Source organism: Arthrobacter nitrophenolicus (genome assembly GCF_045833485.1).
In the GTDB taxonomy this organism is placed as follows: Bacteria; Actinomycetota; Actinomycetes; order Actinomycetales; family Micrococcaceae; genus Arthrobacter; species Arthrobacter nitrophenolicus.
The window spans coordinates 751791-776099 of sequence record NZ_CP174504.1 but is presented as its reverse complement, the minus strand read 5'-3'; the positions used below and the strand labels follow the sequence as shown (position 1 = coordinate 776099).

The following is a 24309-nucleotide window of genomic DNA, read 5'->3' as shown; positions in this document are numbered from 1 at the left end:
CATGCGATGTTCGAGTTCCTGGACAGGGCCGACGCCGGCCGGCGGCTTGGGCAGCGGCTGGCCGGCCTGCGGGGCCGGGACGTGGTGGTGCTGGGCCTGCCCCGCGGCGGAGTTCCGGTGGCGTTCGAGGTGGCCAAAGCCCTCGACGCCCCGCTGGATGTGATTATGGTCCGGAAACTGGGCGTTCCGTTCCAGCCGGAAGTGGCCATGGGTGCCATCGGCGAGGGCGGTGCCCGGGTCCTGGATGAACGTGTCCGCTCCCTGGCCCGCGTCACGGAAGAGGACCTGGCCGCCGTCGAAAAGAATGAACGCCAGGTGCTGGAGGACCGCACGGCCCGCTACCGGCAGGGGCGCCCGCCCACGGACCTGCGCGGCCGCACCGCCGTGGTGGTGGACGACGGCATCGCCACCGGCTCCACCGCCCGGGTTGCGTGCCACATTGCCCGGCAGCTCGGGGCGGCCAGGGTGGTCCTGGCCGTCCCCGTGGCCCCGGCGCGTGCCATCCCGTCGCTGAAGGAGGCGGACGACGTCGTCTGCCTGGCCACGCCGCGGAACTTCCAGGCGGTGGGCTACTACTACTACGATTTCTCGGCCACGGAGGACGACGAAGTGGTCCGGCTGCTCAACGACGCCGAACGCCGCCTGCGGCTGATCCGCGAAACCGCCGCCGAGGAGGGCATTCTGCAGGGTGAAGGAGCGGAGGAAGAGGTGGAGATCCCGGCCGGAGCAGTGCGGCTGCCCGGCAACCTGTACCGGCCTCCCGGGTGTGAAGGCATGGTCATTTTCGCCCATGGCAGCGGAAGCAGCCGGCACAGTCCGCGCAACCGGTTCGTGGCGTCAGTCCTCCATGATGCCGGGCTGGGCACGCTGCTGATTGACCTGCTCACCCCGGCCGAGGAAGTGGACCGGAGCAATGTGTTCGATATTGCCCTGCTGGCACGCCGGCTGGGGTCCGCCACCCGCTGGGTGGAATCACGGCAGGACGGCTGGCGCGGCCGGATCGGCTACTTCGGGGCGAGCACGGGAGCCGGCGCGGCGCTCTGGGCAGCCGCCGAACTGGACGCCAACATAGCGGCAGTGGTGTCCAGGGGCGGGCGTCCCGACCTTGCCGGCGCACGGCTCGCCGCCGTGCGGGCCCCCACCCTGCTGATTGTCGGCGGAGCCGATCCCCAGGTGCTTGCCCTCAACCGCGAGGCCCAGTCCCTGATGCGGGCCACCACCCGGCTGGAGATCGTTCCGGGGGCGACGCATCTTTTCGAGGAGCCCGGAACACTGGCCAAGGCGGCCGAGCTGGCTGCCGGATGGTTCAGCCAGTACCTGCTCCCGTCACGGGAAACGAATGTTGCGCGGGAGGTGCAGCGATGAACGCCGTCCACGAGGATTCGGGCAGGGGACCGGAGCTGGCGGAAATCCAAGCCCTGGCGCGGCCGTTGACTGGCATCGGCGATTTGGACGGGCTGGTCAGCCTGTCCGCGTCCGCCCGGTTCGTGTGCCTCGGCGAAGCGTCCCACGGCACCCGCGAGTACTACCGCTGGCGGGCCCTGCTCAGCCGCAGGCTCATCGAGGAACACGGGTTCACCTGGATCGGGGTGGAGGGCGACTGGCCGGACTGCTGGCGCATCAACCGCTGGGTCCGCGGGGAAGCGGACCAGGAGCTCGACGCCCGCCAGTTGCTGGCAGGCTTCGAGCGCTGGCCCACGTGGATGTGGGCCAACCACGAGGTGGCTGGCTTCCTCACCTGGCTCCGCGAATGGAACCTCAACCTGCCCGGGCACCGGCGCACGGGCTTCTACGGGCTCGATGTCTACTCCCTGTGGGATTCCCTCCGCGAAATCTTCAACTGGCTGGACGCGAACGCCGCCGACTCGCTGCCCGCGGCACTGCGGGCCTGGCAATGCTTCATGCCCTTCCGCGAGGACCCGCAGCGGTACGCCTGGAGCAACCGCCTGGTGCCGCAGTCCTGCGAGGCGGACGTGGTGGCGCTCCTCGCTGAGGTGCACCGGCGGACCCTGGGGCGGTTGCATGAAGATCCCTCTGCATTCGACGCCGTACAGAACGCCGTCGTGGCCGCCAACGCCGAACGCTACTACCGGACCATGGTCCGCGGCGACCGCCAGTCCTGGAACATCCGCGACTACCACATGAGCGACACCATCGACCGGCTCGCCCGCCACCACGGCCCTGATTCCAAGGGGTTGGTCTGGGCGCACAACACCCATGTTGGCGATGCCCGAGCCACCGACATGGCCGACGACGGCATGCTCAACGTCGGCCAGCTGGTGCGTGAGCGGCATCCGGGTTCTTCTGTCCTGGTCGGCTTCTCCTCGTTCACGGGGACCGTCACAGCCGCTCGCGAATGGGGGTCACCGGAGCAGGCCATGGACGTCCCGGAAGCGGTGCACGGAAGCCACGAGGAGCTGCTCAACCAAGCGCTGGGAGGGCCGGCAACGCTGGTCTTCGGTTCGCACCGGTCCGGGCCCTGGCTGTCCAACTGGCGGGGGCACCGGGCCATCGGGGCGGTGTACAACCCGCAACGGGAGCGGGGAAACTACGTGCCCACCGTCATGGGACAGAGGTACGACGCGCTGATCTGGTTCCCAAAGACAACCGCGCTGCGCCCGCTCCACCACGAACACCGGCCCAGCGAGCCGGAACTGGAAACCGAGCCCACCGGGTTCTAGCGGCTCCTGTCCCGGCCAAGGCCCGCAGTCACTTCACGGTCTGGCCCAGGATTTGCCGGGCCACGAGCCGGTCGACGCCGGGCAGATGGGTTGCGCGGATGACCCACCGGCGGGCCAGGCGCTGGACCCGGTTCGCCGGGAGGAACGACCGCGCCGCACGGCGCCCCGCCTTTTGGGCCGCCTCCACCTGCGGCCGCCACCGCTCTTCAAACACGCCGAGGGCTGCGCTGACACCATCCGGCGAGGAGGCGGGGCCGAGCAGGTCCCCGAGCAATGCACCGCCGGCAATAGCGAGTGAACCGCCCTGCCCGGCGAGGAGCGAGACCGCCCCGCCGGCGTCACCGACCAGGACCGTGGCGCCCCTGTGCCACACCGGCATGATGGTCTGTGCAACCACGTCGTCGTAGGGATATTCAGGGCAGAGCTCGAGCAGGCGGTCCACAGTGACGCCAAGGCCGGCGAATTCCTCGCAGAGCCGATCGCGTGCATCCGGGGAGCCCGGGCCGGAGCCCGTTCCCCCGGCGTCCCGGTAGACCATGAAGGCAGCCACCTCGCCGGTCCGGAGGCTGTAGATCCCGGCCATCCGGCCGATGCTGTCCGTCAGGACGAACCGGTTCCGGAACCGGCTGGCCAGCTTCGGGTCCTCGGCAATGAACGCCGCCGCGCGCATGCCCAGGGGGCGCAGGTAGTTACGTTCGGGGCCGAAGATACGGGCGCGGACTTCGGAATGGATGCCGTCGGCACCCACCAGTACGTCCCCGGTGAGCACCTCGCCGGTGGGGCCGACGACGGCGGCACGGACGCCGCCGTCGTCGTCATTCCATGCCCCGGCCAGCCTCGCCCGGTAACGGATCCGCACCCTTCCGGCGGGGACGTCCGCCAGGGCAGCCAGTGCTGCCCGCTCCATGTCCGGGCGAAGGAGGCTCAGGACGTTGCCGCCGGCCAGGCGGGAAAACTGCCCGTAGTCCAGGCTGCAGGTGCGGCGTCCCCTCGTGTCCACATACTCCACCGCGTCAGGGCGGTACGCCGCCGCAGCGAGCCGCGGGTAGAGGCCGATCCGCTCCGCCGCGTCCACGCCCGGGCCGAAGAAATCCATCATGTAGCCGTCGGGACGCGGACCATCCGATTTTTCCAGCAGCGCCACGTCCCAGCCGGCTAGCCCCAGCTGCCGGGCTGTGACCAGGCCGGCTATGCCGGCCCCAACGACGATTGCTTTCATGTCGGCTGGACCCCTTCGCAGGCCCTAGCGTACGTCGATCACTCCCATCATGCCGAGGTCCTCGTGGTCAAGGATGTGGCAGTGGTACACGGAGCGGCCTCGGAAATCCTCGAAAGCCACCCTGACCTTCACGCGCCCGTTGGCCGGAACGTTCACCACGTCCCGCCAGCGGGGTGTGCCGGCCTCGCGCCCGCCTTCCTCAATGACCTGCATGGGCCAGACGTGGAGGTGGAAGGGGTGGTCCATGGGGCTTGCGTTGACGATGGTCCATTCCTCCACGCTCCCGGCGGTGACCACCGTGTCTGTCCTGGCTGCATCGAACTCCCTGCCGTTGATGGTGAAACCCCCCATGCCGCCGCCCATGCCCATTCCCATGCCCATGGCCATGGTGAGCTGGCGGTGGGCGGCCACCACGGATTGCCGCAGGTCACCGAGCCCCTGCGGTGCGACGGCGGCAGCTGGCGGGGCAGCTGGCTCCCCGGACACCTGGAGCGTGGCCAGGGCGATGCTGTCCGGCACCTCCTGCGGAGCGCGCTGGCCGAATCCGGGACCCATCATGCCGGGCATGCTGCCCCGGTTGTACCGGTAGGCGCGCAGGACGGCGTTGCCGGGCTGTGCGGTCACCAGGAGGTCGGCCCGGTTTCCGGGTGCCAGCAGCAGCTCTTCCACTGCCTCCGGATCCTGCGGCCCGCCAAAGTCGATGCCCAGGAGTTGCAACTGCTGCCCGTCCAGCCGCAGCCGGAGATAGCGGGCCACGCAGGCGTTGACGATCCGCCACCTTTCCCGTTGTCCGGGACGGGCCGTGAATTGCGGATTGCTTTGGCCGTTGACCAGGACCAGTCCGCCCTCGCGGCCCATCATCCGTTCCATGGGCGACACCGCGCTGATGGTGCCGGCGGAATCCACGGCGGTGTCCGTTACCACCAGGATGCGTTCAGCGCTTGCTTCGACGGGTACGGGGTCCTCGACAATGATTGCCCCGCAGAGGCCGGCGAAGAGCTGGTCCGCCACGGTGCCGTGGTGGTGTGGGTGGTACCAGTACACGCCCGGCGGATGGTCCGCGGGGAGCCGGTATTCGTAGTCGAAGGCGCTGCCGGGTTCCACCGGGACGAAGACGTTGTCCGCGTTGCCTTCGGGGGAGACGTGGAGGCCGTGCAGGTGCAGGTTGGTGACCTGGTCCAGGTTGTTGACGAGCCTGATTTTCAACGTGTCTGCTGCCCGTACGCGCAGTGTGGGCCCGGGGACGCTTCCGTTGTAGGCCAGTGCTGAAACCTGCCGGCCGGCCAGCTGCACCAGCGCGGGAGCGGCTTCCAGCTCCACCTGCAGCTGCCCGGCCGAGCTGGACTCCTGGTTCTGCTGGACCGGGCTGCTTCCCGGAACCGGCGCATCCCTGCCGGCCAAAGTCCAGGCCAGCCCAACGCCGCCGGCGGCAGTGCCCGCAACGCCCAGCCCGCCCAGGAACAGCGCCTGCCGGCGGCTGAGGGGACGCATTAGCGGCCTTCGTTGAGTATCCTGAGCCGTTCGCGGTACTCGTCCGCGGTCAGTTCACCCCTGGCGAAGCGCTCATCCAGGATCTGGCGTGCAGTGTCCCGCCCGGCGGGGAAGTACCGGCCGTCCTGCCCGGGCTGTCCGTGGCGGCTGCGGACTCCTCCGGTGGAGACCAGCACCACCAGCCACACAAGGAGCGCGATTCCGATGAGCAGAAGGAGGCTCCACAGCCACATCCACCCCATGCCTTGTCCGTAGCCCCACATCATGGCCGGTGCCTTTCTTCTCCATCCCTACGCTGATTCTTGGCCCCGTCCGGGCCGGAAGATAGAGTCCGAAGTCCTGCCCCGGCGGGGGCCAGCCCAGGGGGCACCGCGGGCGCCCCCGTATCAGGCGGCCTTGCGCCGGTAGGCGGCGATTGCGAAGGCATAGCCGGCCACCAGGATGCCGGCGAGCCAGGCCATGGCTATCCAGATCCCGGTGCCCACAGGCTCCTGGGCGAACAGGGCCCTGATGGTGTCCACGATGGACGTGACCGGCTGGTTCTCGGCGAACCAGGCCACCGGGCCGGGCATCGAGTCCGTGGGCACGAATGCGGAGCTGATGAACGGCAGGAAGATCAGCGGGTAGCTGAAGGCGCTGGCGCCGTCCACGGTCTTGGCCGAGAGTCCGGCCAGCACCGCGATCCAGGTCAGCGCCAGGGTGAACAGCACCAGGATCCCGGCGACGGCGAGCCAGGCGGCGGGGGAGGCTCCGGTGCGGAACCCCATGGCCAGGGCGACGGCGACGACCACCGCCACGGAGGCCAGGTTGGCCGCCAGCGAGGTCAGCACATGGGCCCACAGGACGCTGGAGCGCGCGATCGGCATGGACTGGAACCGTTCGAAGATCCCGCCCTGCAGGTCCAGGAAGAGCCGGTACGCGGTGTACGCCACCCCCGAGGCGATGGTGATGAGCAGGATGCCCGGAAGCATGTAGTTGACGTACGCGTCCGGGGAACCGGTGCTGATCGCGCCGCCGAACACGTACACGAACAGCAGCATCAGCGCGATGGGGGTGACCGCCGTCGTGATGATCGTGTCCGGGCTGCGCAGTATGTGGCGCAGGGAGCGGCCGGTCAGGACGCCGGTGTCGGCAAGGACGTGGGTGGTCATCGTGGTTCCTTTCGCGTATCACCGACGAGGGCGAGGAAGACGTCCTCAAGGGAGGGCTGCTTCTCCACGTACTCCACCTTCGCGGGCGGGAGGAGCTGCTTGAGCTCGGCCAGGGTGCCGTTCTGGATGATGGTGCCCTGGTGCAGGATGGCGATCCGGTCCGCCAGCTGTTCCGCCTCGTCCAGGTACTGGGTGGTGAGGAGCACTGTGGTGCCCCCGCCGGCGAGCTGCCGGATGGTCTGCCACACCTCGATCCGCGCCTGCGGGTCCAGCCCGGTGGTGGGTTCGTCGAGGAAGATGACCGGCGGATCGCCGATCAGGCTCATGGCAATGTCCAGCCGGCGCCGCATGCCACCGGAGTACGTGGCCGCCCTGCGGTCCCCTGCCTCCGCAAGGTCGAAGCGGGCCAGCAGGCTGTCAGCAACCGCGCCGGGGTCTTCCACGTGCCGCAGCCTGGCCACCAGCACCAGGTTCTCCCGCCCGGTGAGCGCCTCGTCCACCGCGGCAAACTGGCCGGTCAGGCTGATGGAGCCGCGCACCCCGGCCGGCTCCGCGCCGACGTCGAACCCGTTGACCGAGGCGGTGCCGGCGTCGGGCCTGAGCAGCGTGGAAAGGATCCGCACCAGCGTGGTCTTTCCGGCGCCGTTGGAGCCGAGGAGCGCGAAGATGCTCCCGGCTTCCACCTCGAAACCAACGCCGCGCAGCACCTGCAGGTCCTTGAACGACTTCTCGATGCCCTGCACCCGGATGGCGGGGTCCAGGGCCCGCGCGGCGGTCATGGCCTGGCTTCCTTCCTCTTCGCGTCCTCAACTGCCTCGATGAGGCGGGTGCGTTCCTTGTCGATCCAGCGCTTGCCGCCGTAGGCCTGGGCGAACGATTCGGCGAATTCCACGGGGTCGTTTCCCACGATGTCGCCAACGGGCGTGCCGTCCGCAGCGGCGCGCTCCCAGAGGTCGGCGAGGTCGGAGAACATCTGGACAATCGTGTCGCCCTCGGTGACGCCGCCGTAGTACATGAGGTAGCGGTTGTAGGCGTTCGCCGCTGTGAGGTAGGGCTCGGGCAGCGCATCCATACGGGCCTTGGCCTGCTTGTACTGCTTCTTCTGCTCGAGCGGTCCGGTCAGTGCTTCAATCCATTTGGCAGCCATGTCAGTTTCCTCCCTGGTGGAGCTGTTCAATACGTTCCGCGAGGAAGCTCCACGTCCTCCAGAACTCCTCGAGTTCCTGCTTGCCCTGTGCGTTGAGCGAGTAGACCTTGCGCGGCGGGCCCTTCTCGGACGGGACCTTTTCCACGTCCACGAGCTTGCGCTGCTCGATCCTGATCAGCAGCGCGTACACGGTGCCTTCGGCGATGTCGGCAAAGCCCTGCTCGCGCAGACGCGCCGTGATTTCGTAGCCATAGGCCGGTTGCGCGGCCAGGATCGCCAGCACGATGCCCTCCAGGGTGCCCTTCAGCATCTCGGTCATCTGCTTGCCCATTTTTATCGGCCACCTTCGGCTACTCAGTGTTACTAACTACCAGTACATAGTAACGCTGAATACCGACCGCGCAACAGCCCCCCGCAACACCAGCCGGGGGAGGTCTTAGGGGAGCGCCCCGGGGCGGACCTTCACGGCGCGGAGGGAGCGCATCAGCGCGACGGCGGTCACCGATCCGGCGGCCAGGATGGACGCCAGCACCACCACTTGGAAGCGGCCGGCCTCAAGGGGTGAGGCGCCGCCGAAGATGGCGCCCACGAAGGCGCCGGGCAGGGTCACCAGGCCGGTGGTCTTGGTCTGGTCCGTGGAGGGGATCAGTGCCGCGTGCACGGACTCGCGGGCCTGCCTGAGGGTGGCCCGGCCGGGCGTTGCGCCGAGTGCCAGCCAGCCCTCCACCTCGTCCCACTGCTCCCGCACGGCCTCATAGAACCGGCGGCCCGCCAGGACGGCGATGGTCATGCAGTTGCCGATCACGATGCCGCCAACGGCCAGGACGTAGCGCGGCGCGAACTCGATGGCGCCGGTGCCGAACACCACGCCGAGGGTCACCAGGATGCCGGCCGCCATGGTGGCGGACACCACGGCGAACCGCTGCCACGACCATCCCAGCCTGCGGGTGGCAGTCGCCGCGGCCACGGTGAACATGACCAGGAGAGCCGCCGCCACCCACAGCGGATCGGTGATGATGCCGCCCAGGACCAGGCTGATGAGCGCCAGCTGGGCCGCCCCGCGGAGGATGGCGGCGGCGGGAGCAGCGTACGACGGCGTCCGCGAGGCCCACAGGATGCCCGCCGTGAGTGCCACCAGGATGGCGAGGGCCACGAGGGTGGGCACCAGGGCGGCAAGGTCAGGCATGCTGCCAGCTTAGAGGAGGTGCCTAGGCGTGCTGGCTGAACCCCTCCGCCAGGTTCTTGGGACCCTGCACAATGATCTGGTCGTCGTCGTACAGGACCGTCTGCGCAGTGGTGTGCGTCCAGGCCCCGGCGGGCCTCTTCACGGCCACGATGGTGATCCCGTACTGGTCGCGCAGTCCCAGGACGCCCAGCGGCCGGTCCCGGGCCACCAGCGGCGGCTGGGTGCGGATCATCACGAAGTCGTCCTCGAACTCCACGTAGTCCAGGATGGAGCCGCGGACCAGGTGCGCCACCCGCTTACCCATGTCGTGCTCGGGCCGGATCACGTTCTCGACGCCGAGCTGGGCCAGGATTTCGGCGTGCGGTTCGCTGATGGCCTTGGCCCAGATCTGCGGACGCTTGAAGGTGAGCAGCCGGGAAGTGGTCAGGATGCTGGCCTCAAGGTCGGTGCCGATGCCCACCACCACCCGGTCGAACTCATGCACAGACAACTGGCGGAGCACGGCCTCCTTGGTGGAGTCGGCGCGGACCACGTGCGTGAGGAGGCCGTTGTAGGACTGGACGATCTCCTCGTTGCTGTCGATGCCCAGCACCTCCGTGCCCTGCGCCTCCAACTCCAGCGCCAGCGACCCGCCGAACCGGCCTAGCCCGATCACTGCCACGGAGTCGGCCTGTGCGGCGCGTCCGGCTCGCCGGGAAAACATGTCCTTAGCCAATGAGGGGCCTTTCCTTCGGGTATTCGTACATGATGGGGCGGCTGCGGAGAGCCAGGGCGGTGCCGAGCGTGACGGGGCCCAGGCGCCCGATGAACATGAGCAGGATCAGCACCACCTGGCCGGCCGGAGGCATTCCCGCCGTGATGCCGGTGGAGAGCCCCACTGTGGCGAAGGCGGAGACCACCTCGAAGAGGATCTGTTCCTGGCCGAAGTCGGTGATGAGCATCAGGAACATGGTGGACGCCGTGATGAGGGCGATGGCCAGCAGGACCACCGTGATGGCCTGGCGGTGGACGGCCCGGGAGAGGCGCTTGCCGAAGATGTTCACAGCCGTGCCGCCGCGCAGTTCGGTGGCCATGATGAAGAACAGGACGGCGAAGGTGGTGATCTTCAGGCCGCCCGCTGTGCCGGCGGGGCCGCCGCCGATGAACATCAGGATGTCCATGCCCAGCCAGGACACCGGGTGCATCTGGCTGATGTCGATGCTGTTGAAACCTGCGGTGCGGGTGATGGTGGACTGGAAGAACCCGCCCAGGACCCGCTCGCCGGGAGGCAGCGCACCCAGCGTGGCGGGGTTGGTCCACTCCGCGGCCGTCAGGAACACGGTGCCGCCGGCCAGGAGGGTGGCGCTCCCCAGCAGCACCAGCTTGGTGTGCATGCTCCAGAACTTGGGCGTGCGGAACTCGCGGCGAAGTTCGAACAGGACGGGAAAGCCAAGCCCGCCGATGATCACGGCAGCGGCGATGGGCAGGCACACCCAGGGATCGCTGACGAACCCTATGAGGTTGTCCGAGTACAGGGCAAACCCCGCGTTGTTGAAGGCGGAGATCGAGTGGAACACCCCGTGCCACAGTGCCTCGCCGGGGGAGTAGCCGTAGCCCAGCAGGAACCGCAGCATCAGTACCAGGGCCAGCGTGACCTCAACGAGCAGGGTGATGATGAAGACGCCCAGCAGGACCCGGCGGACATCGCCGAAGCCAGTGCTCTTGGTTTCGGCTGCCGCCAGCATTTTGGAGCGCAGGCCCAGCCGCCGGGCGGTCAGGACACCCAGCAAAGTACCGAAGGACATCACGCCGAAGCCGCCCACCTGGATCAGGACCAGGATCACCACCTGCCCGAAGCCGCTCCAGAACACCGGTGTGTCCACGGTGATCAGCCCGGTCACGCAGACGGCCGAGGTGGCGGTGAACAGGGCCTCCAAGAGGGAGGCGCCGCCGTCGCCGTTCCGTGCCACGGGCAGCATCAGAAGCGCTGTCCCAACGCCGATGGCCAGCGCGAATCCCAGGACGATCAGCTGGGCGGGGTGCAGCGGCAGCAGGCGGCGCACGAGCCTCTGGAGGGTGGAGAGCTGCTGGTTCTGGAAGGCTGCGACGGAGCGGCTGTAGCCGGCAAGGACAAGGCTTGGTTTCCGCCTCCGCCGCGGTGGGGTGGGACCGCGCTGGTAGGCCTTCAGATGCATAGGCGTCACGTTAGCACCGGGCGGCGGAAGCCGTCGTATCCAGGCCAATGCCCGTGGTCCAAAGCCTCTACCGCGGCATATCCGCCGCTTGTATGATGTGGACCGGAGAGCCGGGAAGCCTGGTCGGCCCGCAGACGTCCCCGCCTGCGGCACGTGCATGGCAGCCGCCTGTGCGTGAGTGACGAGACCACGGAACGGCCGGCCATGCACACAGAATCAACCCCCGTTGTCCACACTTCCCGCCTGGTGAAGAACTTCGGCAGGACCGCCGCGCTGGCGGGCCTGGACCTGACCGTCATGCCCGGCGAGGTCCACGGCTTCCTGGGGCCGAACGGCGCGGGAAAGTCCACCACCCTGAGGATCCTCCTGGGGCTGATCCGGCCCACTTCGGGAACGGCCAGGGTGTTCGGCATTGACCCCTGGGCCGAGCCGGTCCGGGCACACCGGGAGGTCGCCTACGTTCCCGGGGACGTGACGTTCTGGCCCAACCTGTCCGGCGGCGAGGTGATCGACCTGCTGGCAGGGCTCCGCGGCGGCGCCGACGAAACCCTGCGCCGGCAACTGATCGAGGAATTCGATTTCGATCCGCGGCGGAAGGCCCGCACCTATTCCAAGGGGAACAGGCAGAAAGCGGCCCTGATTGCGGCCTTTTCCCGCCGCGCCAGGCTCTACCTGCTGGATGAGCCAAGTTCGGGGCTGGACCCGGTGATGGATGCTGTCTTCCGCCGGCACGTCCGGCGGGTCACCGGGGAGGGGGCCACCGTGCTGCTGTCCAGCCACATCCTGGCCGAGGTGGAACAGCTGTGTGACCGGGTGACCATCATCAGGTCCGGAATTGCCGTGGAGTCGGGGACCCTGGCCGAGCTCCGGCACCTGACCCGGACCCGCTTCCGGATTACCGCCACCGTGCAGCCGGACGTGCTGGCGGCCCTGCAGGGCTTCCACAACGTCCGCGTTGACGGGGACGCCATCGAGTTCGACGCCGATGCCACCCACCTCGGCGCCGTGCTGGACGCGCTCGCGTCGGCGGGCGTCACCGGCATTACTGCCGCGCCGCCCTCCCTCGAGGAGCTGTTCCTGCGGCACTACAGCGACCAGCCGGACGGGCAGCAGAGCCAGGCCCAGCAGGTTCAGGCCCAGCAGGCCCAAGCCGAACAGACCCCGGCCGAACAGACCCAGGCCCAGCAGGGCCAGGTGCTCTGATGCGCGCCGTCCTGCGCCTGGCACTGCTCCAGGCACGCCGCGACCGCGCAGTCCTTGCGGCGTGGATACTCGGCATCGCCGGGCTGGGGTACGCCGCCGCCACCGCCATCACCACCCAGTTCGCGGCGGATACCGAGCGGGCCGCCCTGGTTGCCGTGGCAGCAGCCAGCCCGGCGTTCCTGTTCCTGCGCGGCCTCCCGGACGGCATCAGCTTCGGCGCGGTCACCTTCTTCCAGGGGTTTTCCTTCACCGCGGTGCTGGCCGGGCTGATGGGCGCGTTCCTGGTAGTCCGGCACACGCGGGCGGATGAGGACCAGGGCCGCTTCGAACTCGTCGGCTCCACGGGCGTAACCCGGTCCGCGCCGCTGCAGGCCACCCTGCTGCTTGGCACCTTCGCCATTGTGGTCCTCGCCCTGGCCGTCGCCGGCGGTTTCATTGGGGCCGGCCTGCCGGTCGACGGTTCCTTCCTGGCCGGGGCGGCGGTGGGCGCCGTGGGTCTGTTATTCGTGGGCACCGCGGCCCTCGTGGCCCAGGTGATGCCGTCCGCCCGCACCGCCAGCGGCACGGCTGCGGCGCTGGTGGGTGCCGCCTATCTGCTCCGGGGCGCCGGCGACGCCCTCGGAACCGCCGAGCTGTCAACCCTGCAGGTCACCGCCGCCTGGCCCTCCCTCCTCTCGCCGATCGGCTGGGGCCAGCGCGTCCGGCCCTTCACCGAGGCCGATCCGCTGCCGCTGCTGGTCCTGGCCGGCGCCGCCGTGATCCTGGGCGGGGCTGCCGTGGCGCTCCGCAGGGGGCGGGACCTGGGCGCCAGCTACGTCGCTGCCAACGAGTCGGGCCCGGAGCGTGCCCGCCGTGGCCTGGTGTCGCTGCCCGGGCTTGCGTGGCGGCTGCAGCGCGGAAGCCTGGCAAGCTGGTGCTTCACCGCCGCCGTGATGGGTGCCGTGGCCGGCGGGCTGGGACCGGTGGTCCGGGACGCGTTGGCCGGGAACCCTGCCCTGATGGAGCTGATGGGCCGCCTGGTTCCGGGCGAGGAAGCAATGGTGGACCTGTTCACCACGGCCATGCTCGGCATCGTCGGGGTACTGGCGGCCGCCGCGGGAATCCAGGCGGTCCTGCGGCTGAGGGCGGAAGAAGCCGAGGGGCGGGCCGAGATGCTCCTGGCCGTGCCGGCGTCGCGCCTGCGCTGGCTGGCCGGGGCGCTCGCCGTCGCGGTCATCACGACGACGGCGGTCGCGGCGGCCGCGGGAGCCGCGGCTGCAGCGGTGCTCACCGTCTCCCAGGCCGGGGGCAGCGGCGCGGGTACCGTCTTTGCGGCGGCGCTGGCCCATGTTCCTGCGGCGCTGGTTTTTCCGGCGGTGACGGTGCTGGTGTTCGCGCTCGCGTCCCGGTGGAGCAGCGCCGTCGGCTGGGGATTCCTGGCCGTGGGACTGGTGCTGGGGCAGTTCGGGGAACTGCTGGGGCTGCCGGTGTGGATGCAGGACCTGAGCCCGTTCCGCCATTCGTCCGCGATGCCTGCCGAGGCGTTCGATCCCGCCGGCGCCGTGCTGATGGCCGCCATCGCGATCGCCCTGGCCGCGGCAGCCGGCCGCCTGATCCGGGAGCGGGACCTGGCCGGGTACTAAGTCAAAGACCGTTTGTTTGGTCAGTCAGTGCTTCGGCTTGAAGAAGCGGGACGGGAACATCGGGCTCCGGGGCTGGGCGGCCTGCGCTTCCAGGAACCAGTATGCTGCTGCGCATTCGAGCAGGAAGCCGGCGGCGCCGATGACGAGAACCTGCGTTGCCACCCCCATGAGGACAAGCACCAGGCCCGCTAAGAAGGCCAGGGTGGCAAAGACCATCCGGCGGGGGACCTGGTTGTCCTGCTTCCCTTCCTGCAGGTTCCGGGCCAGGGAGGGATCCTGGGCGCTGAGAAGGTTTTCCAGCTCTTCGAGCCGCCGGCGCTCTTCATCGGACAATGGCATTGCACTTCGCCTTCTTGGGCCTGCCCTACCACGCAGGCCTTCACTATTCAGGCTAGGCACCGGACAGGTCCTGACAAAGCGAAGTTACGCACTCGTGATGGCCCTGCTGCATTCTTGATGCCCCTGTAACGGCCCGGGCTCCCGGCAGGGGCCAGACAGCGCTACCGGCCGGAGCAAGCCGGGTGTCAAACTGCCGCTGGCCGGGCCGGGGTGGAAAAGTAATGCAGGTGTGACCTGTCCCACGCGGATACGAAGCTAGGCTGTTTAAGGTGTCCACCAGGAAGTGGTCGATGGCCACGCTCAACTGCACTCCGGAGGGGATCCTTCGCTGCCTTGTATCGGCGCGGAGCCTTTTCGTATGCATCCTCCTGGTCCTCCTTGTGGCGGGGGCGGCCTCCTACACGCACGGCACCCGCTACGCCCTTGTGGGGCATGGACCTTTCCTGACTGCGCCCGCCACTTTGCTGGCGGGACCCGCCCAGCCTGCTGATTCCGGCGCGCCGCCCACTGAGGTACCGCCGCTGCAGGCAACCTTTCCCGGCCCTGGTGCCCCGCCGTCGTCGGACTCTCCGGTTGTACCCGTGACGCACTATGCCAGCGCGCTGCTGGACCCCGAGTCCATGGAGCGGGACTGCTGTGAACGCCGGCAGGCCCCGCGCGGCGAGCCGGCGCCGTTGAGGACGGGCGCTGTGGATGGGCCCTCCCTGCTCCTGCGGGAAGAAGGCGGCGAGGTTCTTTCCCCTGTGCCGTCCGAGCCGGATCTGCCGGCGCTTACGGTCATCCAGCTTTCGGTCAGTCGGACATAAACACTGCCGCTGTTGCACCGAAATCACTACCGGCTACACCTGGAAAGACAGACCAATGACTCATGTTCAATCGATGCTGGACGTCCACCCCCAAGGTGCGGGAAACGTCGATAAAGCCAAACTTACCGAATGTATCCAGGCGTGCTTTGAGTGCGCCCAGACGTGCACTGCGTGCGCGGACGCCTGCCTCAGCGAGGAGATGGTGGCCGAGCTGACCAAGTGCATCCGCACCAACCTTGACTGCGTGGATATCTGCGTGGCCACGGGAAAGATCCTGAGCCGGCAGACCGGCACCGCCCCCGAGATCACCCGGGCTGTGCTGGCGGCTTGCCGGACTGCCTGCAAGGCCTGTGCGGAGGAGTGCGGACAGCATGCCGCCAAGCACAAGCACTGCGAGGTATGCGCCGAAGCGTGCCGGCGCTGCGAGCAGGCCTGCGCCGACCTCCTCGCTTCGCTGGGCTGAAAGGAAGCGGTCATGGCACAGCTAAAAACGGCGGGCCAGGCAAGGCATCCGGAAGACCCGCAGGTGCGGCGGATGCTTGCCACGCACATGCACTGCGGGGAGGAGATGCAGATAGTGGGCCACCCGGGTTCCGCCGGTGTACCGGACGGGACGGACGACGGCGGACTGCTCACCTACCGCTGCGTGTGCGGGTTCTGCTTCGACCAGCGGCGGCCCTGACACCCGCCGACCAGTATGGCACCAGGCCCCGGCCGGTGCGGATTGGGGGGCCGGCCGGGGCCTGGGACGGTGGGCCGTGGGGGGTTCCTCCGTCAGCGCGGATTGTCCAGGGAAATGGTCTCCTGATGCTCCGGGACGCGCGCACGCCATCCGAGTTCGTGCTTGAGGCGCAGCCGGAGGGCATCGGAGGCGTCCGGCTCCCCGTGGGTCACGTAAGTCATGGCCGGGGCCTCGGGGGCGGACTTCATCCATTGGACCAGCTCGTTGGAATCCGCGTGGGCTGAGAGCCCTTCCATCTGGATGACCTCTGCCTCGATCCTGACCTCCTGGCCGTAGACGCGGACGTGCCTTTCCCCGGCGGCCAGGGACGCGCCCCTGGTTCCGCCGGCCTGGTATCCGCTGAGAATGATGGCGTTGCGGCGGTCGGGTCCGTAGGCGGCGAGGTGGTGCAGGATCCGTCCTCCGGTCAGCATCCCGCTGGCGGAGATGATGATCATGGGCCCGCCGCGGAGATTGAGGAGCTTGGAGTCGTCGGGGCTGCGGACGGGCTTGGCTACTTTGTACATGGCCTCGAACTCATGCTGCTTGAGCCGGTGTTCCTCCCTGTGGCGCTGGTACATGTCGGACGCGTCGATGGCCATCGGGCTGTTCAGGTACACGGGGATGGAGGGGATGGCGCCTTTGGCCAGCAGGCGGGACAGGTGCAGCAGGACCGTCTCGGCCCGCCCCACTGCAAACGCTGCGATCATGATGACGCCCTGCCGCTTGGCGACCCGGGTGATGATCTCACCCAGCTCGGCTTCCGGGTTTCCCGCCGGGTGGACCCGGTTGCCGTAAGTGGACTCGGTTACCAGGACGTTGGCCGGTTCCAAACCACGGGGCGGATACATGAGGGGGTCACGCGCGCGGCCGAGGTCTCCGGTGAAGTGGATGGTCCGGCTTCCCAGCCGCAGGCGCACCTGGGCGGCGCCAAGGATGTGGCCGGCCGGAACGAAAGTCACTTCGATGCCACCGGCAATCTTGAACGGTGCATCGAAGTCCTGCGCTTTGAAGCTGTTGAGCGACCGGACGGCGTCTTCGGCGGTGTAGAGGGGCACAGCGGGATGGTGCATCGAGGATGCCCGGTGGTCTGCATAACGGGCTTCCTCCTCCTGGAGGTATCCGCTGTCCGGAAGCAGCAGTTTGCACAGTTCCGTTGTCCCGGCCGTCGCGTAGTCCGGGCCGTGGAAGCCGTCCCGCACCAGGGCCGGGATGTAACCGGTGTGGTCCAGGTGGGCATGCGTGAGGACCACTGCATCGAGGCTCCCGGGATTGAGCTGGAGCGGCATGCGGTTGCGGTCGCGGAGCCGTTTGTAGCCCTGGAAAAGCCCGCAGTCCACCAGGATCCGGCTGTTCTGGGAATGGATCAGGTAGCGGGAACCCGTGACGGTATCGGTTGCGCCGAGGAACCTCAGCGTTGGCGGATGCTGTTCCCTCATGCCTGCTCCTTGCACCGGGGTACGGGACGCGGCCCTCGGGGGTGTTGCGGCTGAAGGAACCGCGCGGTGTCTGACAAGTACATACCGTGTCCGGCAGGGGCGACAGGGACAAAAGACCCCTCCGGTGGTTGCAGCAGAAAGAGGGGGACTAAAGCCTCTGAGATCCGGATCTCTACGGGTTGAAGCTTGAACTACACCCTTATGCCGCAGATGCAACGGCGGGGCCGCTTCTGACCTGAAGCCCAATTCAAACGCAATATTTCGAGGGAGCTAAGCATGTCTGCGTCATCAGCACATCCGGGCATAGGTGCCCATCACCATCGCACGGCTATCGAGATCACCGCCCTCACGGCGGGGGCCGTTTTTGCCCTCGTTGGTATCCTCGGGTTCATCCCCGGGATCACAACGAGCTACTCGGAAATGACCTTCGCGGGCCATGAATCCGGGGCCATGCTCCTGGGCGTCTTCCAGGTGTCGATCCTGCACAACATCGTCCACCTCCTGTTCGGTGCAGCCGGCCTGATCATGGGCAGGACTGCAACGCAGTCCAGGTATTTCCTGATCGGTGGCGGCGCCGTCTATCTGGTGCTCTGGCTCTACGGGCTTCTGATCGACCAGGCGTCCACGGCCAACTTCATCCCCGTGAACACCGCGGACAACTGGCTGCATGCGGTACTGGGCCTGGTCATGCTCGCGGCCGGGCTTCTGCTGGGCCGGGGCAGCGCCGAACGCCGGGACGTGTAAAACCGGAGCATTCTTGAGCACCCTGTAGCCGCCCATTGGAGTTTTCGCGGCGGTTGACCCGGTGGAAGGCAGATGCGCCCATAACAAAGGCCCGAAGCCCTGGCCGCTGCAGTTTTCGCAGCCGGCCAGGACCGGGCCTTACGTGCGGGCCCTGCGCTTCACCCAGCCCCAAACGACGGTGGCGGCGAACAGCACCAGGCCGATGAAGGCCAGCCACAGCAGGCCCTCAATGATGAGGCCCAGGATGGACAGAACGAGCCAGATGATAAGCAGTGTGATGATCAGTCCCATGCTGGCATCCTAGCCCCCAAGGCGCGAACTGCCCGGGACCAGCATGCTCCGGGTCCTTTTGCGCAGGCATGTCCCGCTTACGCGCTGGCCGGCTTCTGCTGGTGTGGCGGGCGGTGTTTGGCTGCAAGGTCCGCGAGGTCGTTGATGAGCTGCCGCAACTGGTGTTCGCGGCTGATCGCCTTACGGTTTGGGGCTTGATAGGGCGCGGCTGGCCTGTCCGTGGCGCGCGCTGCTGGCTGCTTCCTTGCGGGCTGCATACTTGGGCTTACCCGGTCCATCAGCTGTTCCTCTTGGCGTACTGGTTGCGGCATGCACTGCCCCTCAGGTCCTCCTGAAGGGGCTTGTGATGGCCACCCTAGAAAGCCGCACGCCAGATGGGAAGGGGTTATCTCCAGCTCCGGGATTTATTGTGCGTTTCTTGAGCTGAGCTGCACTGCCGGGGCCTTTTCCGCTGCGCATATGCCCTGCCGCGGCTTGAATTCCGGTCGCGGCAGGGAGCATGCGCGTCATGAACGCTTATGCGTGCCGGAAACGTTCTGCAGGATGCCTTCCGCCACCAGCCGGACCTTGATGTTCCTGTGGCTTGAGGCCTTGGCCAGGATCTCGAAGGCGGCCTCGTAGGAGCACTTGTTCTGCGCCATGATCACGCCGCAGGCCGCGTCGATGATGGGGCGGCTTTCCAGGGCCGACGTCAACTGGGCGGCGGATGAGCGGGCGGCCCGGAACTCCTCGGCGACCGCATAGCTGTTGCCTGCCCTCTTCCCGAACGCCGTGGCGGCGGCGGTGACGGCTGCCGTGAACACGTTGTCCCGGTCGGAGAGCAGGGTGAGCGCGGCGAATCGTCCGGACCCCAGCGGCACCGGTACGGAGAGCAATGAGCGATAGCCGGCGTTTTCCAGGACGCGCCAGTAGTCAGGCCAGTCGGGATGCGGGAGGTAGCCGTTGGCGATGATTGCCACCCTTCCCTCAAGAGCCCGGGACACGGGACCGTCCCCGTATTCCTGCTCCTCCCAGACTAGTTCCAGCGCGCTCGCGTTGGATCCCACCGCCTGCTGGGTTCCATGTCGCCGCGGCAGGGTCATGGCGCAGTCGAACGGGGAGGCCACCATCTCCTGCAGGGTTGATGACGCCGCCGCGAGGAGCAGGTCCAGGGATGCAGCGGAGCTTTCTGCCCGCAGATCCAGCAGGACTCCGGCCGGCGTAGTATGCCTCTTCCGGTACGGCGCCGCCTGCCAGCGGGGCCTCGCGGCGTCGCCGCCGCCGTCGCCGGGCGCCGCGGGATGGTGCACCCTGTGTTTCCTTAGCTCCAATGCCACATGTGCTCCCTGACAGCCCACAACCCACTCACGGGCTGCTGGCTCAACCCTTTTCCGACGGTACGCGGCAGGCATGGCGGATACACGAGTGGTGGCTACTCGTTTTTCGGTTCGCCCATTCGTGCCCCGGGGGTATGGTTGGGCTGGCGGAGCACCTGTCCAAACCGTCGAACATTCCGAAGATGCGGGGTATCAGCGTGAACGAATACGAAGCCTCACTGGTCATCAAGTCCGGCGCGGAGCTGCTGCTCTCCGCGTCGTCGGACCCCCGCTCCGATGAAGGCTACACGGCGGTCAAAATGAACGTGTCCGAAGCGCTTGACCTCATGGCGCAGGCGCTGGCGAACTTTGAGGCCGGTGTGAGTGGAACCAACCGGTCAACCGGCTGGGTCCAGGATCTGCGCCGCGTGGCGGACGACTTGGCCGAAAAGTAGGGCTCCCCGGCCCGGCCTACATGATGCCCGTAGGCACCAGCAGGGCCCACGCTAGGACAGGCCCGGCCAGCACGACGGCGCCGGCGTAGATCATCAGCTGGCGGTAGACGCGCTGGCGGTCGTCTTCGCGGGCGTTGGCTACCACGAGGGCCCCGTCGGTGGAGAAAGGCGAGACGTCGACGACGGTGGCGGCGACGGCCAGGGCCGCGACCGTGCCCGAGGCGCTGAGCGAACTGGTGGCCAGCAGCGGACCGGCCATCGGGATGAACGCGGTCAGCAGGGCGGTGGAGGACGCAAAGGCGGACCCGATGCCGATGACGAAACAGAGCACCAGGGCGATCAGCAGCGGTGCGCCCAGGGCCAGCGCCATCTCGGCGAGCGTGTCGATGACCCCGACGTGCTGCAGCAGCGAGACGTAGGTGATCATGCCGGCCACCAGCAGGACCGTGGACCAGGAAATCCCGCCGATGAAGGTCTGGTGTTCCTTGATGTTGATCAGTGCCAGCACCAGCCCGGCGGAGAGCGCCACGAAGCCGATGGGCATGTGGAACCCCAGCGTGCAGACGAGCATGGCGGCGATCAGCACGAGGGTCAGGATCTGCTGGCCGTGGGGCCGGATGGGCGCCGAGGTGTCCAGATCGGCGTGCTGCCCGGCGGATCCCTCGCGGAGCCGGCCCAGCAGGGCAAAGGCGACGATGGTGAGCACGGACAGAATCAGGTTGATGGCGAAGCTGGCGGCGAAGAGCGCTCCCTGCGAGATGGGGAAGCCATTCTCTTCGGCGATGTTGTGCACCAGCACGCCTGCCACGGACAGCGGGGAGAAACCGCCGGCGTGGGCGCCGTTGATGATGAACGCGCCCATCACCACGGGGTGGATACGGGACTCGTAGGCGAAGCCGATGGCCGCGGGCGCGAGCAGCGCGACGGCGGCCGGCGAGAAGGTGCCGAGGGCCGTCAGGGCCGCGGCGAGCAGGAAGAACACCCAGGGCAGCACCATGGTCTTGCCCCGGACCAGTCGCACGCAGGACTGAACGACGACGTCGATGGTCCCGTTCCGCTGCGCCATGCTGAAGAAGTAGGTGACGCCGATAATGGTCAGGACGATGCTCGCGGGGAACTCCGCCAGGATTTCCTTGTCGTTCATGCCGAGCAGGAAGTACCCGACGCCGAACGAGGCCACCAGCCCCATGACGCCAATGTTCAGGGGCCACTTGGTGGCGACGACGAACATCACCACGAGGATGGCGAGCGGGATGATTTGTGTGGCGGTCAAGGTCGGCTCCGGTTCGGTAGCGGCGGCCGGGCCGAAGAGATTCCCGCCCAGCACGAGCGCGGCCAGGCCCAAAATCAGGAATCCGGCCACTGCCACCAGTAGCATACGGCGGCGCCGCCCGGTGCCCTGCTCCTTGCTAGCGTCCTTCGCCTGCTCCCGCGTTGCGGGTGCGGTGTCTGTGGTGCGTTCCGCTGTCTTGGTCAAGATTCACTCCTCGTGGCTTGGGGTGTACGCCGGCATACCGTGACGCCGTCGCTGTGCAGGAAGAGGGCCCGGCCCTTTCCCTGGTCCCGGTGGATCCACAGCATGCTGCCGTCGAAAGCGAGCAGGTCGATGCGGCCGGTGGCGATGGTCTGGCCGTTCTGCCGGATCTCCACTTCGTCCTTCCGGGACAGGGTGCACCAGTTGGGGACAGGCTGCGGCCGCGCGGGTTGCCTGGCGGTGCCTGGCTGGAGTCGGGTGGTGGGCAAGGCGATCGTTCCTTTTATTGCTGACGTTGTGGACGTGGGGAAGGAGGCAGGAGGACCATGGGTCCGCCTGCCTCCTTCAGCGGCGCGCCCGTCCCCCCGCGCCCGTCCTTCGGGGTTCCTGTTGCGATGGAATGCGGGGTGGGGACACGCCTGCCGGTGGGGTGCCGGCTGTCGGTGTGGACCGCCGTCGAACGGTCCGGACTGTTAGTTGAGCCGGTCCGCGCGGACGGCGAGGACCGGGCAGGTGGCATCCAGCAGGATCCGCTGGACCGTGCTGCCCAGGATGAGCTTCCCCACCATTGAACGGTGCCGCAGGCCCACGACGATCATGTCCACGTCCCTGTCCTGCGCAATCTGGATGACGGCGTCTCCGGGGTCGGAGAGGACCGAGGATTCAACCGTCAGCTCACGCCCGGCGGCCTGCAGTTGGCTTTCGATGTCTTTCATCTCCTGCGGTTCCAGGCCGTGGTGGCCGCGGCCCACGTTGACGATCAGGAGGTCGGACTTCCGAAGGACTGCTTCGGCGATGCCCTGGGTGAGGGCCTCCCGGCCTTCGGGGGCCGGGGCGTAGGCAACGAGAACCGTCATGGTCATGCTTCTTTCCGGTAGGTGGTGGGGGGGGGTGCCGCTAGATGAGCGTGTTGAGCCAGCCCTGCGGCAGGTCGATGGGGAGCAGTGACGGCAAGGCGAGCAGCACCACGTACAGCGCCACCGTGTAGATGATGGCCACCTTCAGCCGGGCCCTTGCCACGATCAGCAGGAACGCCGGGATGAACACCGTGACGGCCACGAGGTAGCCGAACCCGGCGGTGAGGGCGAGGAACGCCGTCATCCACAGGAAGGTCTTCATCGCGAAGCCGGCGTCGAGCGTCCAGCCTGCCCCGGCGGTCCTGGCCCGGAGCCGGGTCCTCATCTCGGTGAAGAGCAGGATGCCGGAGAAGACCAGCCCGCCGATGCTCACCAGCTGCGGCACCAGGCGCGCCTCCGGTGAGAACGACTGGGAGGCGATCAGCGCCGCGGCAAACGCGGCGGCGAAGAGGCCGGCTGCTGCGAGGGACCAGGTGGAGTTCTTCAGCGGGCTCTCGTCGTCTTCGGGACGCTCGTCGCGGTGGCCGTCGTCGAGGTTGGTGTTGCGGCGGGCGCGGATGAACTTGATGAAGGCCCAGATCATGGGCAGCACCAGGATGGCCAGGAAGACCAGCACACCGGGGCGTGCCATCCAGTCGAGGCCGTTGTAGAGGCTGTCCGTGAGGAAGTAGTAGCGCTCCAGCGGGATGGCAAGGACGAAGCCGATCAGGAACGGTGCCCGCGGGAAGCCGGTGGACTTCAGCAGCCAGCCGAACACGCCGAGGATGATCATGACCCAGAGGTCACCGAGCTGGCCGCCCTCCTGGAAGGAGCCCAGCAGCATCACGGCAACGAGGCCTGCAGCCAGCACGGCGAAGGGCACCTTGGTGAGCTTGGCGAGCTGCTTGACGCTGAGGAAGCAGAACAGGGCGCCGAGGATGGAAGCGATCGCAAAGGACCAGACGATGAGGTACATCAGGTCCAGGTGCTCGGTGATGATGGACGGGCCCGGCTGGATGCCGTAGGTGAGCAGCATGCCCAGAAGCATGGCCGAGGGGACGCCGCCGGGGATGCCGAACAGCAGGGTGGGGATGAGGTCGCCGGCTTCCACCGAGTTGTTGGCGCTTTCGGGGCCGACGATGCCGCGGGGGTCGCCCTTGCCGAACTTGCGCTTGTCCTTGGCGGTGGCGACGGCCTGGCCGTAGGCCAGCCACGTGCCGGCGGTGGCACCGACGCCCGGCAGGACGCCGGCCCAGATGCCGATCAGGGCGCCGCGGATTACCTGGCTCCAGTGGGTCAGCCATTCCTTGATGCCCTTGCCCCAGCCGCCGCCGAGGGTGATGTTTTCCTTCTGGCCGCGCCGCTGGCTGGCGCGGGAGGCGATCTCGGCCAGGCCGAAGATGCCCAGCGCTACAGCCACGAGGGAAAGGCCGTCACCCAGGAACAGGCTGCCGAAGGTAAACCGCTCTTCCGCCGTGGTGGGGGAGGTGCCCACCATGCCGAGGACCAGGCCCAGCAGGCCGGCCGAGATGCCCTTAATGATGTTGCCGCGGGACAGCACGGCGGCGAGGGCGACGCCGAGGACCGTCAGCATGAACAGTTCGGGGCTGGCGAACGAGAGGACCAGGGGCCGGGCCAGCGGAATGGCGAGGGTCAGGCCGATGGCGCCAATGATGCCGCCTGCCATGGAGGACAGGAAAGCCAGCGTCAGTGCCCTGGCGGCCTGGCCCTTCCTCGCCATGGAGTAGCCGTCAAGCATGGTGACGCTGGCGGAGGCCGAGCCCGGCGCGCCGAGCAGCACGGCCGAGACGGTATCGGAGGTATGGACGACGGCGAGGGCGCCGATCAGGAGCGCGAGCGCCTGGGGCGGTTCCATGCCGAAGGTGATGGGCAGGAGGATCGCGACGGCGCCGGTGCCGCCCAGTCCCGGGATGAGGCCCATGACGAGGCCGGCGACAACGCCGATCAGGAGCATCAGCAGCAGGGACGGATCAGCAAGTGATGCCAGCGCTGCCATAGCGGAATCAAGCATGGT

Annotated in this window: 27 protein-coding genes; 9 read left to right on the top strand and 18 right to left on the bottom strand. The window is 68.0% G+C overall.

The features are described from left to right. The first annotated feature begins 6 nt into the window (after positions 1–6). Both ACJJV6_RS03645 and ACJJV6_RS03640 read left to right on the top strand, forming a co-directional pair. Positions 7–1365 (top strand): phosphoribosyltransferase family protein, encoded by a 1359-nt coding sequence (locus tag ACJJV6_RS03645; RefSeq protein ID WP_407709990.1) that lies wholly within the window; start codon positions 7–9, stop codon positions 1363–1365. Beyond that, complete coding sequence (locus ACJJV6_RS03640) at positions 1362–2681, top strand: erythromycin esterase family protein (RefSeq protein ID WP_407709989.1); 1320 nt, start codon at positions 1362–1364, stop codon at positions 2679–2681. Before ACJJV6_RS03645 ends, ACJJV6_RS03640 begins: the two co-directional genes overlap by 4 nt. 28 nt (positions 2682–2709) lie before the next feature. On the opposite strand, the gene ACJJV6_RS03635 is transcribed toward ACJJV6_RS03640, so the two are convergent. From ACJJV6_RS03635 to ACJJV6_RS03590, 10 genes are all read right to left on the bottom strand, one after another. Further along, on the bottom strand, positions 2710–3900 hold the full coding sequence (locus tag ACJJV6_RS03635) for an FAD-dependent oxidoreductase (protein WP_407709988.1): 1191 nt from the start codon (positions 3898–3900) through the stop codon (positions 2710–2712). A gap of 24 nt (positions 3901–3924) precedes the next feature. Then, positions 3925–5391 carry a multicopper oxidase family protein gene (locus ACJJV6_RS03630; RefSeq protein ID WP_407709987.1) on the bottom strand — a complete coding sequence of 489 codons (1467 nt, stop codon included), beginning with the start codon at positions 5389–5391 and terminating at the stop codon, positions 3925–3927. Beyond that, positions 5391–5657, bottom strand: a complete 267-nt coding sequence (locus tag ACJJV6_RS03625) for an SHOCT domain-containing protein (protein WP_009356585.1) — start codon at positions 5655–5657, stop codon at positions 5391–5393. Before ACJJV6_RS03625 ends, ACJJV6_RS03630 begins: the two co-directional genes overlap by 1 nt. Before the next feature lie 120 nt (positions 5658–5777). After that, positions 5778–6542, bottom strand: a complete 765-nt coding sequence (locus ACJJV6_RS03620) for an ABC transporter permease (RefSeq protein ID WP_407709986.1) — start codon at positions 6540–6542, stop codon at positions 5778–5780. Beyond that, the gene (locus ACJJV6_RS03615) at positions 6539–7321 is read right to left on the bottom strand and encodes an ABC transporter ATP-binding protein (protein WP_407709985.1); all 783 of its coding nucleotides are present in this window, start codon (positions 7319–7321) and stop codon (positions 6539–6541) included. The genes ACJJV6_RS03620 and ACJJV6_RS03615 overlap by 4 nt, the downstream gene beginning before the upstream one ends. Further along, positions 7318–7689 (bottom strand): DUF1048 domain-containing protein, encoded by a 372-nt coding sequence (locus tag ACJJV6_RS03610; RefSeq protein WP_407709984.1) that lies wholly within the window; start codon positions 7687–7689, stop codon positions 7318–7320. Before ACJJV6_RS03610 ends, ACJJV6_RS03615 begins: the two co-directional genes overlap by 4 nt. A 1-nt stretch (position 7690) precedes the next feature. Next, a complete protein-coding gene (locus ACJJV6_RS03605) occupies positions 7691–8020 on the bottom strand; it encodes a PadR family transcriptional regulator (protein WP_407709983.1) in 330 nt (109 codons plus the stop codon). A gap of 105 nt (positions 8021–8125) precedes the next feature. Then, the gene (locus ACJJV6_RS03600; RefSeq protein WP_407709982.1) at positions 8126–8875 is read right to left on the bottom strand and encodes an ABC transporter permease; all 750 of its coding nucleotides are present in this window, start codon (positions 8873–8875) and stop codon (positions 8126–8128) included. Between the two features lie 22 nt (positions 8876–8897). Beyond that, positions 8898–9578 carry a TrkA family potassium uptake protein gene (locus ACJJV6_RS03595; protein ID WP_052014004.1) on the bottom strand — a complete coding sequence of 227 codons (681 nt, stop codon included), beginning with the start codon at positions 9576–9578 and terminating at the stop codon, positions 8898–8900. A 4-nt stretch (positions 9579–9582) separates the two neighbouring features. Then, on the bottom strand, positions 9583–11049 hold the full coding sequence (locus ACJJV6_RS03590; protein WP_407709981.1) for a TrkH family potassium uptake protein: 1467 nt from the start codon (positions 11047–11049) through the stop codon (positions 9583–9585). Positions 11050–11253: 204 nt separating this feature from the next. Between ACJJV6_RS03590 and ACJJV6_RS03585 the strand changes: the two genes are divergently transcribed. Then, positions 11254–12252 carry an ABC transporter ATP-binding protein gene (locus ACJJV6_RS03585; RefSeq protein ID WP_354175876.1) on the top strand — a complete coding sequence of 333 codons (999 nt, stop codon included), beginning with the start codon at positions 11254–11256 and terminating at the stop codon, positions 12250–12252. After that, on the top strand, positions 12252–13874 hold the full coding sequence (locus ACJJV6_RS03580) for a polyketide antibiotic transporter (protein ID WP_354175875.1): 1623 nt from the start codon (positions 12252–12254) through the stop codon (positions 13872–13874). Before ACJJV6_RS03585 ends, ACJJV6_RS03580 begins: the two co-directional genes overlap by 1 nt. 24 nt (positions 13875–13898) lie before the next feature. Here the strand turns inward: ACJJV6_RS03580 and ACJJV6_RS03575 are convergent, their stop codons facing one another. Further along, complete coding sequence (locus ACJJV6_RS03575; protein ID WP_083875102.1) at positions 13899–14213, bottom strand: DUF3040 domain-containing protein; 315 nt, start codon at positions 14211–14213, stop codon at positions 13899–13901. A gap of 290 nt (positions 14214–14503) precedes the next feature. On the opposite strand from ACJJV6_RS03575, the gene ACJJV6_RS03570 reads away from it, so the two are divergent. Genes ACJJV6_RS03570 through ACJJV6_RS03560 form a run of 3 tightly spaced genes read left to right on the top strand, consistent with a single transcriptional unit; the run spans position 14504 to position 15701 of the window. After that, positions 14504–15019, top strand: coding sequence for a hypothetical protein (locus ACJJV6_RS03570; RefSeq protein ID WP_009359213.1), 516 nt, complete (start codon positions 14504–14506; stop codon positions 15017–15019). A gap of 55 nt (positions 15020–15074) precedes the next feature. Then, a complete protein-coding gene (locus ACJJV6_RS03565; RefSeq protein ID WP_009359214.1) occupies positions 15075–15482 on the top strand; it encodes a four-helix bundle copper-binding protein in 408 nt (135 codons plus the stop codon). 12 nt (positions 15483–15494) lie between these two features. Beyond that, on the top strand, positions 15495–15701 hold the full coding sequence (locus ACJJV6_RS03560) for a hypothetical protein (protein ID WP_009359215.1): 207 nt from the start codon (positions 15495–15497) through the stop codon (positions 15699–15701). 92 nt (positions 15702–15793) lie between these two features. Here ACJJV6_RS03560 and ACJJV6_RS03555 read toward each other — a convergent pair whose 3' ends face one another. Then, on the bottom strand, positions 15794–17179 hold the full coding sequence (locus ACJJV6_RS03555) for an MBL fold metallo-hydrolase (protein ID WP_354175873.1): 1386 nt from the start codon (positions 17177–17179) through the stop codon (positions 15794–15796). A gap of 276 nt (positions 17180–17455) precedes the next feature. Between ACJJV6_RS03555 and ACJJV6_RS03550 the strand changes: the two genes are divergently transcribed. Continuing rightward, on the top strand, positions 17456–17923 hold the full coding sequence (locus ACJJV6_RS03550) for a DUF4383 domain-containing protein (protein WP_035753678.1): 468 nt from the start codon (positions 17456–17458) through the stop codon (positions 17921–17923). 138 nt (positions 17924–18061) lie between these two features. On the opposite strand, the gene ACJJV6_RS03545 is transcribed toward ACJJV6_RS03550, so the two are convergent. After that, the gene (locus tag ACJJV6_RS03545; RefSeq protein ID WP_009359217.1) at positions 18062–18214 is read right to left on the bottom strand and encodes a hypothetical protein; all 153 of its coding nucleotides are present in this window, start codon (positions 18212–18214) and stop codon (positions 18062–18064) included. Between the two features lie 506 nt (positions 18215–18720). Continuing rightward, positions 18721–19503, bottom strand: coding sequence for an ANTAR domain-containing response regulator (locus ACJJV6_RS03540; RefSeq protein ID WP_407709980.1), 783 nt, complete (start codon positions 19501–19503; stop codon positions 18721–18723). A 209-nt stretch (positions 19504–19712) separates the two neighbouring features. On the opposite strand from ACJJV6_RS03540, the gene ACJJV6_RS03535 reads away from it, so the two are divergent. Continuing rightward, positions 19713–19964: a hypothetical protein gene (locus ACJJV6_RS03535; protein WP_407709979.1), complete on the top strand. Its 252-nt coding sequence runs from the start codon at positions 19713–19715 to the stop codon at positions 19962–19964. A 16-nt stretch (positions 19965–19980) separates the two neighbouring features. On the opposite strand, the gene ACJJV6_RS03530 is transcribed toward ACJJV6_RS03535, so the two are convergent. The 4 genes from ACJJV6_RS03530 to ACJJV6_RS03515 form a co-directional block, all read right to left on the bottom strand. Beyond that, entirely contained in the window at positions 19981–21441 is a 1461-nt protein-coding gene (locus ACJJV6_RS03530) for an SLC13 family permease (protein ID WP_407709978.1), read from the bottom strand. After that, complete coding sequence (locus tag ACJJV6_RS03525) at positions 21438–21707, bottom strand: hypothetical protein (protein ID WP_407709977.1); 270 nt, start codon at positions 21705–21707, stop codon at positions 21438–21440. The genes ACJJV6_RS03530 and ACJJV6_RS03525 overlap by 4 nt, the downstream gene beginning before the upstream one ends. 204 nt (positions 21708–21911) lie before the next feature. Then, complete coding sequence (locus ACJJV6_RS03520; RefSeq protein ID WP_133349179.1) at positions 21912–22295, bottom strand: universal stress protein; 384 nt, start codon at positions 22293–22295, stop codon at positions 21912–21914. 40 nt (positions 22296–22335) lie between these two features. After that, a complete protein-coding gene (locus ACJJV6_RS03515) occupies positions 22336–24306 on the bottom strand; it encodes a tripartite tricarboxylate transporter permease (protein WP_407709976.1) in 1971 nt (656 codons plus the stop codon). Positions 24307–24309: the final 3 nt, after the last annotated feature.